The following is a 12,793-nucleotide window of genomic DNA, read 5'->3' on the forward strand; positions in this document are numbered from 1 at the left end:
ATTTTTTTCGTGAGTTAAAACGTAGCCTTAAAATAGAACCCACAGGGGGAACGGGCGGCTCCAAATAAAGATTGCGGAGAAAGTGTTAAAACGAACCAGGACGCCCACTTTTCGGTATGGCTTTTTTCATACCCTTGGCGGGGGCAGGAGGAAGGTGAAAAATGCCTACCTTCGGCCAATGGCAAAGCAATTTCCCCGGTTGGATCAGCGGCTTACGGACTTCATCCAGGCCCAGCAAATTTTCTTTGTGGCTACCGCGCCCGCCGCTGGCCGGGTCAATTGTTCTCCGAAAGGGATGGACAGTTTGCGGGTGCTGGCCCCCGACCGCATCTGCTGGCTCAACGTGACGGGGAGTGGCAACGAGACGGCCGCCCACGTTCTGGAAAACGGGCGAATGACCCTAATGTGGTGCGCTTTTGCGGGGCCGCCACTTATCCTCAGGGCCTACGGAACGGCCAGGACGGTACACCGCCTGGATGCGGACTGGGAGGACCTCAGCGCACAGCTGCCGCAGCAACCCGGTGCCCGGCAGATCTTTGACCTGAAAATTGAACTGGTACAGACCAGCTGCGGCATGGCCGTGCCCTACTTCGATTTTCAAGAGGACCGGCGTTTGCTCTCCGACTGGGCCAATAAGAAGGAGGCCGATGGCACCCTGGCCGCGTACTGGGAAGAAAAAAACCTGGTGAGCGTAGACGGCCAACCAACTGGCCTCCCGTTACCGGAATAGCCCGGCCGCCCAAAACTGGACGCAGCCATCACTCCTTTCCTTCTTTCCACCCTTACTCCCTTACTCCTTGTATTATGTTGTTGCCGTTTTTGGAACCCCACCGCGTAGAAGCGGGCTGTGATGAAGCCGGCCGGGGTTGCCTGGCCGGGCCGGTATTTGCCGCCGCCGTCATCTTACCCCCGGGCTACAGCAATTCCGAACTCAACGACAGCAAGAAACTCAACGCCGAGGAGCGGGACGCACTGCGGCAAAGCATTGAAACGGAGGCTCTGGCCTGGAGCGTTGCCAGCTTTAGCGTAGCGGAAATTGACCGGCACAATATTTTTAAATCCAGCTACCTGGCCATGCACCGGGCGCTCGATGCGCTGGCGGTTCGCCCGGACTTCTTACTCATTGATGGCAAATTTTTCATCCCATACCCGGGGGTGGAGCACCAGTGCGTGATCAAAGGCGACGGCAAATTCCAGAGCATTGCGGCGGCGGGTATCCTGGCCAAGACCCACCGGGATGCTTACATGCGGGCGCTCAACGACCGCTACCCACAGTACGGTTGGGACGGCAATGCGGGCTACCCCACGGAAAAGCACCGGGCCGCGATCCTGGCCTACGGTGCGACGGAACACCACCGCAAAAGCTTCCGCTTGCTGAAGGGCGGGCAACAGTACAGTCTGTTTGCCGAATGAAACGTGCGGGAAATACTGCTGCGGGAACGGTTGGTCAGCGCAGTACCGGCTAGCGGGGCACCTCGATGCCGCGCAGGATTTCCTGGATGACGTCTTTGGCACCGAAGCCCTCCATTTCCCGTTCCGGGGTGAGGATGATGCGGTGGTTTAAGACAGGGTAGGCGACCTGCTGGATGTCGTCCGGAGTTACGAAGTCGCGGCCAGCGAGGGCGGCTACTGCCTTGGCCAGGCGGAGGATGGCCAGCGAGGCGCGGGGACTGGCACCGAGGTAGAGATCGGGATGGGTACGGGTGCGGTGCACGATGGAAGCGATGTAATCCAGCAATTCATCCCGGATGATTACCTTTTCAATCAGGCGGCCGTAGTGGGCGATTTGCTCCCGGGAGAAAACGGGGTGGACTTCCGCTTGCTGGACCTGGCGGAAATCTCCGCGGAAACGGTACAGTATTTCCTTTTCTTCTTCGTGGTTGGGGTAGTCGATGATGATCCGGACGAGGAAGCGGTCAAGTTGGGCTTCGGGGAGGCGGTAGGTGCCTTCCTGTTCGATGGGGTTCTGGGTGGCGATGACGAAGAAGGGGTCTTCCATTGTGTAGGTGTGCCCGTCCACGGTGATCTGCTGCTCGGCCATCACTTCAAACAGCGCGGCCTGGGTTTTGGCGGGGGCGCGGTTGATTTCATCGATCAGGACGATGTTGCTGAAGATGGGCCCTTTGGTAAATTCAAAGCTTGACTTGGCCATGTTGAAGACCGTGGTGCCAGTGACGTCGCTGGGCATCAAATCGGGGGTAAACTGGATGCGGGCGTAGTCGGCCTGAACCGTTTTGGCGAGCAGCTTGGCGGTCAGGGTTTTGGCGATACCGGGAACGCCCTCGACCAGGACGTGGCCGCCGGCCAGCAGGGAAGCGATGAGGAGGTCGATAAATTCCCGTTGCCCGACGATGAGTTTGCCGATTTCAGTGCGCACGGCCACGGCGGCGGCGCGCAGTTCCTCCAGGTCGATCCGGTCTTTGGGTGGCAAGGTGCTGGTGCTTTCGTCGTCCGGGCTGGGCGCATCGGTGATGAGTTCGCCGAGGGATGCACTGAGGGGCGTCTCGTAGCTGTCGCGTTCGGGCTGGCTTTCCGGGCCCTTATTTTCCTGGTTTTTTTCTTCGTCAAGCATGGTAGCGTGGGTTGGCGGGGTGCCCAAGGTAGGGCTTAGAGTTTGTACAATGGTTCGATGGCACGGTAGAACCTTACCAGCTGGTGTTCCCCAAGGAATTTTTGTTTTTGGGCCATCCGGATCTCGGTCAGGGCCAGTTTGGCCACTTCGGGTGGCGCGCCGATGAGTTCGCTCAGGTTCAGGGGCGGCGGTTCGTCTTCTTTCCAGCGCACTCCGAAGCGGTCTTGGAGGTAAAAGCGGAGGCTGGCCAGTTCCTGGCGGGCCAGGGCACTGTGGTTACCTTTTTGGTAGACCAGGCGGCTGATGGTGTCGATGAAGCGCTTGCTGGAATTTTCGCGACGGCGGATGATGGGGATGATGCGCTGGCGGCGTTTGCCCCGGAAGAGCACAAAGAGGATGGCGGCGGCCACCAGCGTATACCAGGCCAGGGCCAGGGGGGCTTGTTCCTGGATGTAGCGCAGGGCTTCGTTCCCTTGCAGCAGGTTGCGGCCTCCGCTGTAGTTGCGGTTGCGCTGGGTTTGCTGATCACGCTGCCGGGCTACGCTGGGAGGGACGCGGCTGAACTCATCCCAGTAGACCGGGCCATCGCCCAGGACGGCCAGGGCGTCCGCACCGTACCCGTAGCGGGCGGAGTCTACCAGGAAGTAGTTGGTCAGGAAGATGGGGGTGGAAAGAAAGTAGAAGTTGCCTTCTCCCCAACTCAGGCGTACGTAATTGGTGTACCCGGCATTGAGGGTCCCGAGCGCTTCGTTGTCGATCTCCGGGTCGCAGAGGTATTCTTCCTGAATGTAATAGGTGGCCCGCGGGCTGGGGCGGTTGTTCCAGACCTGGATCAGTTCGTACTCCTGGGTGCCGGCGCTGACCCGGAGCCGGGCGGTATCGAGATAGAGGAAGTTGTCGTGGTCGGCCTGGTAATCGTACACCCCGTAATAACAATCGTTGCCAAAAAGGTGGGCGGCCAGGTCCTCCGGCAGTTCGTGGGTGGCGATGAAGGCCGTATTGCCTTTTTCTACGAAGGCGAGGAGTTCCGTAATGGCCCGTTCGTTGTAGTAGGCGTAATTGCCCACAAAGACATAATTGCTTTTGGGGGCGCTGACGTTGTTGAGGATCGAAAGGCTGTCCTCGATCGTTATCAGGCCTTCGGGGCGTGCACTCAGTAGCTGGTGCAGCACGTAAAGGTCGTAGGGGTTTTTCTTCTTGATGCGGTAAGTCTCCGACCAATCGGAGGGGCAGCCGTAGAAGCTCAGGAGGCCCAGGGCCACGATACCGTACCAGAGTGCGCGCTTAAGCATAGTCGGCAGGTTTTGTGGTGGCCGTCTGGATACGTTGGTTCAGCACGGAAAACTTACGCTGCACGAGGCGGTAGCTGAGGCGATCAATGGGGTATTTTCCGTACCAGAAGCGCTCGTAATCGGCCGTAACGGCGCGGAAGTCGGCCAGGAAATCGGAGCGGCGCAGCTGGTTTTGGTAGTCGCGGTTGCTGAAGTCGCGGCGGTATTTGATCAGTTTGCCGTCCTGAAGCTCCTTGAGCAACTGGATGTAGTGCAGGCGCACGGCCAGGTCAAACTGCCCGGCGTTTTCGGCCCGTTCGAGCAGGGAAAGGGATACGCCAGCGGCCACGAGCTGTTCTTCCTCAATGCTGTTGATGTCAATGCGCTCATCTGGTGCCGCGTCCTGGGTGCGTTTGCGCAGCTCAATGTCGCCCAGCATCCGGAAGATCAACAGACCCAGGGCCAGGAGCAAAAGGAGGGCGATGAAAAGCGTGGCATTGTCGGAAAGGTCGATTTTCCAGTTGAAGTCCGTCCACTCGAAAGGGTCTTCTGCGGGCTCAGCGGCTTCGTCCACCTCGATGGGTTTAAAGCTGATGTCTTCCATCAGTTCGCGGTGACGATCGGTGGGGAAGGCGGGGCTGGGGCTGTTCTGGGCGCTCAAAGCCGGGAAAATGGCCAAAGCCATCACCAGGGGAAGCGCTACGGTGGCCAGGCGGCCAGCAACCGGAAACGGCCAGCGTGCACGAAGGGGACGGTAAAAGCGGATTAGCAGGGTCATTATATCAGCCGCCAAGATAATCACCGCGCCGCTCTGTGTAGGTACTGGCGTAAAGAATTCCACCCGCCGCGTCGGCGCGCGGTCACGGAGCGGCATAAACCCCAAAGGTCGTTTCGGCCTGTCCTTTCGCGTTTCCGTCACCTTATTTCGGTATTTATGTCGGCTTAACATACGAAGTGGCAAATTTTTCGCATTATTGCTACGGAATCTTCACTAAATCACGCCTTAGCCGCCGGTGGTGGCGGGCATAAACCCACATACCTATGAGTAAGTTTGATGAGAAGCTGGCTACCTACCAAGCCGCCCTCAAAGCCATTGACGCTAAGGCCGACATGGAACTGTTGCGTAAAGTCACCAAAGGTCTCGGACCATCTATTTACAACAACGACGGCAACAAGGTCGCCTGCAGCCAGCCCTCGGAGTTGGAGCGGGTGTGCGCCAACTTCTGCGTCAAGAAGCTTGGGGTTGCCGCCGGCGAAGGAGATGCTGCCGTGAAAGCCGTCTGCGAAATGTACACCGAGCGCACCAAGCACCGCGCCGTGTTCTACTACCTCGTGGTGAAAAAGCTCGGCAAGGAAAGCGTCTACGCTTAAGCGCGGCAGCAGTTTAACACAACAGCCGGGGCCCGACGGATCAGTTCCGCCGGGCCCTGCTGGTTTTGGGCCAGCAAAACCCCGCTCTTTTATCCTGACTCCCCCCTTTGGGGGGCCGGGGGGGAGCACCTGCGGCCGCGCCCAAATAGCTACTTGCGACAAGCGAAACGGAAAAAATAAGCGCTGGCAAAGCTCCTTTTGGACAACGAAGGGCCAGGTCTTGCGTTCTGAAAACTGGCAAGGCGTATTGCCATTTGCCCCGGTTTTTCTTCCCGTGCACATTTTCTGAAACCATTTCGTTTGCGTCCGCTGCTCTTTCTAATTGGCTTTTTGGTCTTCACCAGTCTGGCCGCCCAGGTGGCTGCCCCGGATTTCCTCTGCACCCGTTCCGACGCCGGCACGGAGGTGCTGCGCTGGAACAACGTGGCCAGCGGTTGCGGCCCCTTCCAGGCAACGGAGATCCTGACGGCTACCGACCGCAACGGGCCTTACACCCTCCTGGCGGCCCTGACGGACCCCTCCACTACCGAATACGCCGACCCCAACCCCGCTGGCCAAATGCGCTTCTATTTTCTGCGCTACCGCTACGATTGCCCCGGCCAGGCCGTCATCAACAGCGATACCCTCGATAACCTGATTCCCCTGACGCCCGTGGTGCAGTTCGCCGGGGTGGAAGGCAATGAAATAGTGCTCAGTTGGCTCCCTTCCCGCTCGCCCGAAGTGAGTGGGTACAACGTGCTGGAGGTAACGCCCAACAGCATCGATTTTGTGGCCACCGTCAGCGGTGCCACCGAATTCCGCCTGCCCTTTCTGGCCAGCGACCCGGCCCCGGCAACGCGGCAGTTCCGGCTGGTGGCGATTGATCCGTGCGGCAACGACAGCCCCCAGGGCACGATCGTACGGCCCATGGACCTGACGGGGGCGGGCGGAACGGGCTGCGGATCCGACATTACGCTACAGATCGACCAGGCCGCGCGCGCCAATTACCTGCCCGCCACGGCTTTAGAGCTTTTCGTTTCCGTAGATGGTGCGGCGGCGGTCTCGGCGGGCACCTTCCCACCGGATGCGACGAGCATCAACTACCGCAACGCCAACGATGGCGAAGATCTGGCTTTTTACGTGGAGGCCGTTTTGGCCAACGGCCTGGGTCGCGCGCGCTCAACGGTTTTCCGGCAAACGGTTAACATCACCCAGCCCATCCGCGATTTTCCGCTATACGGCGCATCTTTTGAGGCCGACGGCAGCGTACTCCTGCGCTACGCCGAGCCCGCCAGCCCCACGGCCCTGGACGCGTTTTCGGCGCTCCTCGGGCAAAGTGGGAACCGGACCACGGAAATTCCCCTCACCGGAACGATCTTCGGTAGCGGCGGGGTACTGACCCTGCCCACCCTTCCTGCACCCCTGGCGGAGGGCGAAACACTGCGCCTGCGCCTGGCCGATGCCTGTGGCCGCGAAGTGACCACCAACGCCGTACAACCCGTCTTCCTCTCCGGCCGCGCGCTTGCCCCCGGCAATAATTTGCTGAATTGGTCGCCCCTCGTCAACAACTTGCCGGGGAGCTTATCCTACGACATTCACCGGGCCATCGTTGCGGATGCGGGCGCGGCCGCAGGTGCTGTGTTCGAACCGATAGCGATGGACGTTGAGGGGACGAGCTACGCCGATGCTCTCGACCCCGGTCAGGGCATGGCCTGTTACCTCATCATTGCCCGTTTTCTTCCCGCCAGCGCAGTCCCTGTCGCCACGCAGGCCTTTCGTTCCAACGTCGTTTGCGTCGCTCCACCCACCGAGGTGTACCTGCCCAATGCCTTCAGCCCATCCGCCCGTGAGGCCGCCAACCGCGTTTTCCAACCTTTTTTCTCCAGCCTCCCGGAAAGTGAGGGCTATGCGTTGCTCGTCTTTGATCGTTGGGGGGGGCTATTGTTCGAGAGCCAGGATCCCACTGCCGGGTGGTCCGGCGACCGGAGCGGACAGCCCCTCCCCAGCGGTGCCTACTTATACCAATTGCGCTACCGCACGGCCAACGGAGCGGAGCGGCTGCGGACCGGGGTGGTGAATCTCATCCGCTGACCTCAATTTTCTCCGGGCCACCTGGCACACTAGGCAATCACAATTCTTCCCGCTGTGCGCCGGGCCACTACGTCCCATACCAATTGTGCCACCGCGGTGGCGGGGAGGATGTTTTCGGGGGGCGTTTCGCCCTCCCAGCTGGAAGTCAGGGTGGCACCGGGGGCAACCAGGGTGGCCAGGATGCCGCTCTGGGCCAGGTCCTTTTGCCAGCCGAGGAAGAGCCCGCGCAGGGCGTACTTGGTGGCCAGGTAGGCGGTCATGTTGCCGGGCCAGGTGTCCGTCCCCAGTGAGCCAATGACCACCAGGTGCCCCGTGCCCCGGTCGATGAGCGGGGGCAGGAGAAGGCGGGCCAGGTGGTGGTTGGCCAGGACGTTGAGTTCGAGCAGTTCCGCAAAGTGATCGGTGGTGGTATCCAGCAATTTCCCCGGAGTGTAGGTGGCCGCGTTGAGGAGGATGACGTCGTAGGGCAACGGGGGAACGGCCGCGCGGCCAGCGGGGGTAGCCAGGTCGGCGGCGATGGGGCAGAAGTGGGAGTCAGGATAGTCCCGTTGCCACTGGGCTTGCATGCTGGCCAAGGCGGTGGCGTTGCGGGCCACGCCGCTTACGTCCCAGCCCGCTGCGGCGAAGTGTTCAGCGCAGGCGCGGCCGATGCCTCTGCTTACCCCGGTGATGAGGATGTGGGGCTTCATGGAGCTTCGTTGAGCAGTACGGCGGCGGGATCTGCGACAATTTCTCCGCGGGCTCCGGTGGCGCTGACACCGACGCGGATGCCGCCCCAGGTTTCCTCGCAGGCGTTGTGGATAATGGCACCGGGGCCCAGAAGGAGGCGGCCACCGGGGTCTACGTGGATGGCGGCCCCCTGGGGCAGGTGCAGGCGGTTGTTGATGCGCAGGGTGGCGCCGCGGCGGATGAAGATGTCGGCGTCGAGGTCCCGGGCTCCTTCCAGGTTGAGGTCGGTTTTAAGTTCCAGGGGGCGGTCGGCCCGGTAGGTGCACCAGGTGGGGAAGAGCCACTTGCGGGCCCGGCTGTGGATGTCGCTCAAGCGGGCGTGCATGCGCCCGATTTGGCAAGGGGTGAGGGACTCCTGGCGGTTGCTGTAGTCCATCAGGTTATTGCTGGATTTCCCGGGACCGCGTTCGCTATCGGGCAAAGACCAGGCCTTGTTGGCGTGGGGGGGCGTATCGTCGCAGCCGTCACTGCGCAGCCAGGCGTGCTGGAGCCCGAGGGCGTGGCCGACTTCGTGGTTGAGCAAGGGGGATATTTCCCAGGGGGGGCGCTGGCGGGCCAGCCAGCCGGAGACTTTGATGGCGTCGCCGAGGTAAATGCCCGCCGTACCACTGATGCGGAAGCTTTTGCTCAGAAAACTATCCCGCGGTGGCCCCATGGCAAAGAAATTGAGCTCACTATCCAGATTGATGCCGTAGGTTTTGATGACTTCCGTACTTGACCGGTTGGCATTTTTTCCGGTGTGCAGGTACCAGTATAAGTCGTCGTCGTAATGCTCGTAAATGGCGTGTTCTTCCGTGCCGGGCTTTTTGGTCAGGTGGAATTGTAGCTGCCGGGGCAGGGCGGGCAGCTCAGTGCTATCGGGCGAAAGCCAGATGGGCGGGCGGCGGCGGAGCATGGTATTGCATTGTTCAATCACGTCGCGGGCGTACTTGGCCCCTGCTTCCCCGGAGTAGGGGTAGAGGGTGTCCGTCGTATTCATAATGTGGACATTGACCCGGAGGTAGCGCACGGGAAAAAAGCCCAGGTGGGCGGTGTCTGGCTGGTAGTCTTCGGGCCGGGGACGGGCTTCCTTGGGAAACTGAAAATCGGTGGGGCGGCGCACATCATCGGGGCGGTATGCTTCGTACCGGACTACGGTAAAATCGCCCGCCGGCTTGGCATCGCCCGTAGTGGGGCGGGCTTTGCAAGCCGCAATGACCATGACTAAGAGCAGGGCCAGGGAAAGGTACTTTGGGGACATGGCGAAGGGGGAATGATGCACCGGGCGGGCAAAAAACGTAAACAGGGTGACCTCCCGCCAGGGCTAAGCAGTCAGCGAAGGAAATAATCCTTAGTGCCAAAGCTACGCAATGCCCCGCTTTTCCACTGGTTGGCAGCGGTTTTGGCGTGCCCCTCCGTAGGAAAATCTTTTGGTCCGGTGAATAACCAGACTCAGATGGCCCGGCAGTTAAGCATTCATTTTTTCTGTCGCTGCTGAAAGCGGGCCTTTCCCGGTACTCATTTTCCGTTGGGTAGACTGGCTTGCTTTCCCCTACCTTACCTCCCCTAAAAAACGCAAGCATGCAACAAGTCAAGGGCCGCCTGGTCGATCTGGACCGCCGCGAGATCTACGGCGCAGTCATCACCATTGACGCGGCGGGAACCATTGCCGCCATTGACCGCGACCCGGAGCGCGATAAACGGGGCTGGTACATCCTGCCCGGGTTTGTGGATGCCCACGTGCACATCGAGTCGTCCATGTTGCTGCCAGTAGAATTTGCCAAGCTCGCCGTCGTCCACGGCACCGTGGCCACCGTTTCCGACCCCCACGAGATTGCCAACGTGCTGGGCATGGAAGGGGTGGAGTACATGCTGGAAAACGCCGCCCATTCCCCGCTGCACATCCACTTCGGCGCGCCGAGTTGCGTGCCGGCCACCACCTGGGAGACGGCCGGTGCCACCCTGGGCGTGGAGGAGGTAACCCGCCTCCTCGAACGGCCCGACATCCACTACCTGAGCGAAGTGATGAACTATCCCGGCGTCCTGCACGGCGACCCCGAGCTGCTGGCCAAAATCGCCGCCGCCGTCTCCCGCCGCAAACCCGTGGACGGCCACGCCCCCGGCCTGCGCGGTCCCGAAGCCGCCGCCTACGCTGCCGCAGGCATCACCACCGACCACGAGTGCGTCTCCGCCGCCGAGGCCCGTGATAAGCTCGCCGCCGGAATGAAAATTCTCATCCGCGAAGGGTCCGCCGCCCGCAATTACGCCGCCCTCCACGAGTTGATCGATGAATTCCCCGATCAACTCATGTTCTGTACCGACGACAGCCACCCCGATGATCTCATGGCCGGCCACATCAACCGCATCGTGCAGCGCGCCCTGCGGGATGGCCACGACCTGTTCAACGTCCTGCGCATCGCCTGCCGCAACCCCATCGAACACTACGGCCTCCACGTCGGCCAACTCCGCGTAGGCGACCCCGCCGATTTCATCCAGATTGACGACCTCCAACACCAGGCGGTGATGACCACTTACCTGCGCGGTAAGCTCGTTGCCGAAGCCGGCCACCACAACCTGCCCGATTACCGCTCGGCCCCCGTCAACCGCTTCCACTGTTCGCCCAAAACGCCCGCTGATTTTGCCGTCGCGCCCGCTCCCCCGGGTGCCCGCCTGCGCGTGATTGAGGTTTTCGACGGTGAATTGCTAACCGGCCGGCAACTCCTCGCGCCCGTCTGCGATGCCGAAGGCTGCCCCGTTGCGGCACCCGAACGCGACTTGCTCAAGATTGCCGTCATCAACCGCTACGCCGATGCTCCGCCGGCCATCGGCTTCGTCACGGGCATGAAATTGCAGCGCGGAGCCATCGCCTCCTCGGTCGCCCACGATAGCCACAACATCGTAGTGGTGGGTACCGACGATGCAGCCATGTGCCGCGTCGCCAACGCCGTCATCGCCAGCCAGGGAGGCATTGCCGCCGGCCGTGATGAGCACCTGCTCGTGCTGCCCCTCCCCGTAGCGGGCATCATGAGCGACGATACGGGCCCCCGCGTGGCCGCCCGCTACGGAGAACTCACCGGCTTCGCCCGCCGCAAACTCCGCTGCGGCTTGCAGTCGCCCTTCATGACGCTCTCCTTCCTGGCCCTCCTCGTAATTCCCGCCCTGAAAATGAGCGACCGGGGCCTTTTTGACGCAGGCAGTTTCTCCCTCACCGACCTGTGGGAGCTCCCCTGACCAAACCCCGCCGGGCGGCGTTCCATGTTTAGCATTTTAGTAGTACCTTTGGACCGGGATGAAAACAGGTAGCGCTGTTTTTGTCTGCGGAGCCAAGGTTTTCCCGTTCGGAAACGGTTCCGGTAGCGGCCTGCGGGCCAACCGAAAAATTGATCCCTTCTGCGGAAGGTTGAACCATAGTTTTTGCCCCGGTTTCCGGGCCAGCCTTGTTGTCGTATCCCCGGGTTTTTCGTTCGGGCGCGGCCGCAGGTGCCAGGAAAGGAACCGCAGAGCAAGGGGAGTCAAAGCTGGCCGGGCAATGCCCCGGGGCTTTCATCGGTATCTACCGGTTTCGTTGGCGTACGGCGCTCATTTTGGCTGCGTACCGAAAGGATTACTTGCGTCTTATCCCCTTCTGACGACTAGCCGATGCACTTTGACCATCTCCTTCACCAGCCTCCGGGGCTTTTGCAGTTGCGGCAGTTGGCTGCGGCTGATCGGCTGCCCCACGCCAATTTGCTTTTGGCGAGCCCGGGCGGGGGAGGACTGGCCGCAGCGCTGGCCATCGCCACCCTGATGCTGTGCGAAAACCGGCAGGGCGCGGAGGGGGATAGTGCCTGCGGACAGTGCAAGGCCTGCCGCAAAACCAGCGGCTACGTCCATCCCGATCTTCATTTTGCGTTCCCCACCATCGGCCCCAAGGTTACCAGCGATACCTTTCTGCCGCAGTGGCGCAAAGCCCTGGAAGAAACACCTTACCAAGAGGCCAACGACTGGCTGCAACGCATTGGGGCCGAAAATAAACAGGGCAACATTACCCGCGAGGATTGTGCCAACATCCTGCGTAAGCTCCACCTCAAGATTTTCGAGGGCCGCTACAAGGTGATGCTCATCTGGCTCCCCGAGTACCTCGGCAACGAAGGCAATCGCTTACTGAAGATGATTGAGGAGCCGCCCGAGCGGACCGTCTTTTTGCTCGTTACCGAACGTATCGAACTCATCCTCAACACGATCCTCAGCCGCTGCCAGCTTACGAAACTGGCTCCGCCGACGGCGGATGAGCTGAGCGCTGGCCTCGTGGCCCGGGGGGTGAGCCCCGTGCGTGCCACCGCCGCCGCCCGCCTGGCCGATGGCAACTTTAACCTGGCCCTGACCCTGGCCGATAGCGAAGCCGCCAGCCACGGACCCCGCTTCCTGGCCTGGATGCGCGCCTGCTTCCTGGGCAGTGCCGCCCGCCTGACGGAGTGGACCGACGAGTTTGCCTCCCTGGGCCGCGAAAACCAAAAACACTTCCTGCGCTACGCCCTCCACTTCTGGCGGGAATTCCTCGTGCTCAGCGTCAGCGACGGTGCCGCCGAGCGTGTTCGCCTGCCCGCCGACGAGCTGGAAAGCGCCCGGAAGATGCTCCCGCTGATCGATCACGAACAGCTGGCTGATATTACCACCCTCCTCAGCGAATGCTCGGAATACGTCGAACGGAACGCCAATCCCAAAATCCTGTTCCTCGACGCCGGCATCCGCATTCACCAAATCATTCGCCGGCCCAAATCCGCCGCCTAAGTGGACTGGACCCTGCCGACAACATAAAAGC

11 protein-coding genes are annotated in these 12,793 nt (G+C 61.2%); 6 read left to right on the forward strand and 5 right to left on the reverse strand.

The genetic code is table 11. The features are described from left to right. The first annotated feature begins 178 nt into the window (after positions 1–178). Positions 179–730 carry a pyridoxamine 5'-phosphate oxidase family protein gene (locus H9S92_RS09470; protein WP_187466469.1) on the forward strand — a complete coding sequence of 184 codons (552 nt, stop codon included), beginning with the start codon at positions 179–181 and terminating at the stop codon, positions 728–730. A 74-nt stretch (positions 731–804) separates the two neighbouring features. Next, positions 805–1,413 carry a ribonuclease HII gene (locus H9S92_RS09475; RefSeq protein WP_187466470.1) on the forward strand — a complete coding sequence of 203 codons (609 nt, stop codon included), beginning with the start codon at positions 805–807 and terminating at the stop codon, positions 1,411–1,413. A 49-nt stretch (positions 1,414–1,462) separates the two neighbouring features. On the opposite strand, the gene H9S92_RS09480 is transcribed toward H9S92_RS09475, so the two are convergent. The 3 genes from H9S92_RS09480 to H9S92_RS09490 are packed head-to-tail and all read right to left on the reverse strand — an operon-like array spanning position 1,463 to position 4,621. Continuing rightward, positions 1,463–2,572 carry an AAA family ATPase gene (locus tag H9S92_RS09480; protein WP_187466471.1) on the reverse strand — a complete coding sequence of 370 codons (1,110 nt, stop codon included), beginning with the start codon at positions 2,570–2,572 and terminating at the stop codon, positions 1,463–1,465. 35 nt (positions 2,573–2,607) lie between these two features. Beyond that, positions 2,608–3,864, reverse strand: a complete 1,257-nt coding sequence (locus H9S92_RS09485) for a DUF4350 domain-containing protein (protein WP_187466472.1) — start codon at positions 3,862–3,864, stop codon at positions 2,608–2,610. Continuing rightward, positions 3,857–4,621, reverse strand: a complete 765-nt coding sequence (locus tag H9S92_RS09490) for a hypothetical protein (protein ID WP_187466473.1) — start codon at positions 4,619–4,621, stop codon at positions 3,857–3,859. Before H9S92_RS09490 ends, H9S92_RS09485 begins: the two co-directional genes overlap by 8 nt. 263 nt (positions 4,622–4,884) lie before the next feature. Between H9S92_RS09490 and H9S92_RS09495 the strand changes: the two genes are divergently transcribed. Both H9S92_RS09495 and H9S92_RS09500 read left to right on the forward strand, forming a co-directional pair. Next, positions 4,885–5,214, forward strand: a complete 330-nt coding sequence (locus H9S92_RS09495) for a DUF2853 family protein (RefSeq protein ID WP_187466474.1) — start codon at positions 4,885–4,887, stop codon at positions 5,212–5,214. Between the two features lie 300 nt (positions 5,215–5,514). Continuing rightward, on the forward strand, positions 5,515–7,284 hold the full coding sequence (locus H9S92_RS09500; RefSeq protein ID WP_187466475.1) for a T9SS type B sorting domain-containing protein: 1,770 nt from the start codon (positions 5,515–5,517) through the stop codon (positions 7,282–7,284). A 29-nt stretch (positions 7,285–7,313) separates the two neighbouring features. Here the strand turns inward: H9S92_RS09500 and H9S92_RS09505 are convergent, their stop codons facing one another. Both H9S92_RS09505 and H9S92_RS09510 read right to left on the reverse strand, forming a co-directional pair. Continuing rightward, entirely contained in the window at positions 7,314–7,973 is a 660-nt protein-coding gene (locus tag H9S92_RS09505) for an SDR family NAD(P)-dependent oxidoreductase (protein WP_187466476.1), read from the reverse strand. Then, positions 7,970–9,253, reverse strand: a complete 1,284-nt coding sequence (locus H9S92_RS09510) for a zinc metalloprotease (RefSeq protein ID WP_187466477.1) — start codon at positions 9,251–9,253, stop codon at positions 7,970–7,972. Before H9S92_RS09510 ends, H9S92_RS09505 begins: the two co-directional genes overlap by 4 nt. 320 nt (positions 9,254–9,573) lie before the next feature. On the opposite strand from H9S92_RS09510, the gene ade reads away from it, so the two are divergent. Both ade and H9S92_RS09520 read left to right on the forward strand, forming a co-directional pair. Further along, on the forward strand, positions 9,574–11,223 hold the full coding sequence (gene ade / locus H9S92_RS09515) for an adenine deaminase (RefSeq protein WP_187466478.1): 1,650 nt from the start codon (positions 9,574–9,576) through the stop codon (positions 11,221–11,223). A gap of 408 nt (positions 11,224–11,631) precedes the next feature. Continuing rightward, positions 11,632–12,762, forward strand: coding sequence for a DNA polymerase III subunit (locus tag H9S92_RS09520; protein WP_187466479.1), 1,131 nt, complete (start codon positions 11,632–11,634; stop codon positions 12,760–12,762). Positions 12,763–12,793: the final 31 nt, after the last annotated feature.

This window comes from Neolewinella lacunae, assembly GCF_014349155.1.
Lineage (GTDB): Bacteria > Bacteroidota > Bacteroidia > Chitinophagales > Saprospiraceae > Neolewinella > Neolewinella lacunae.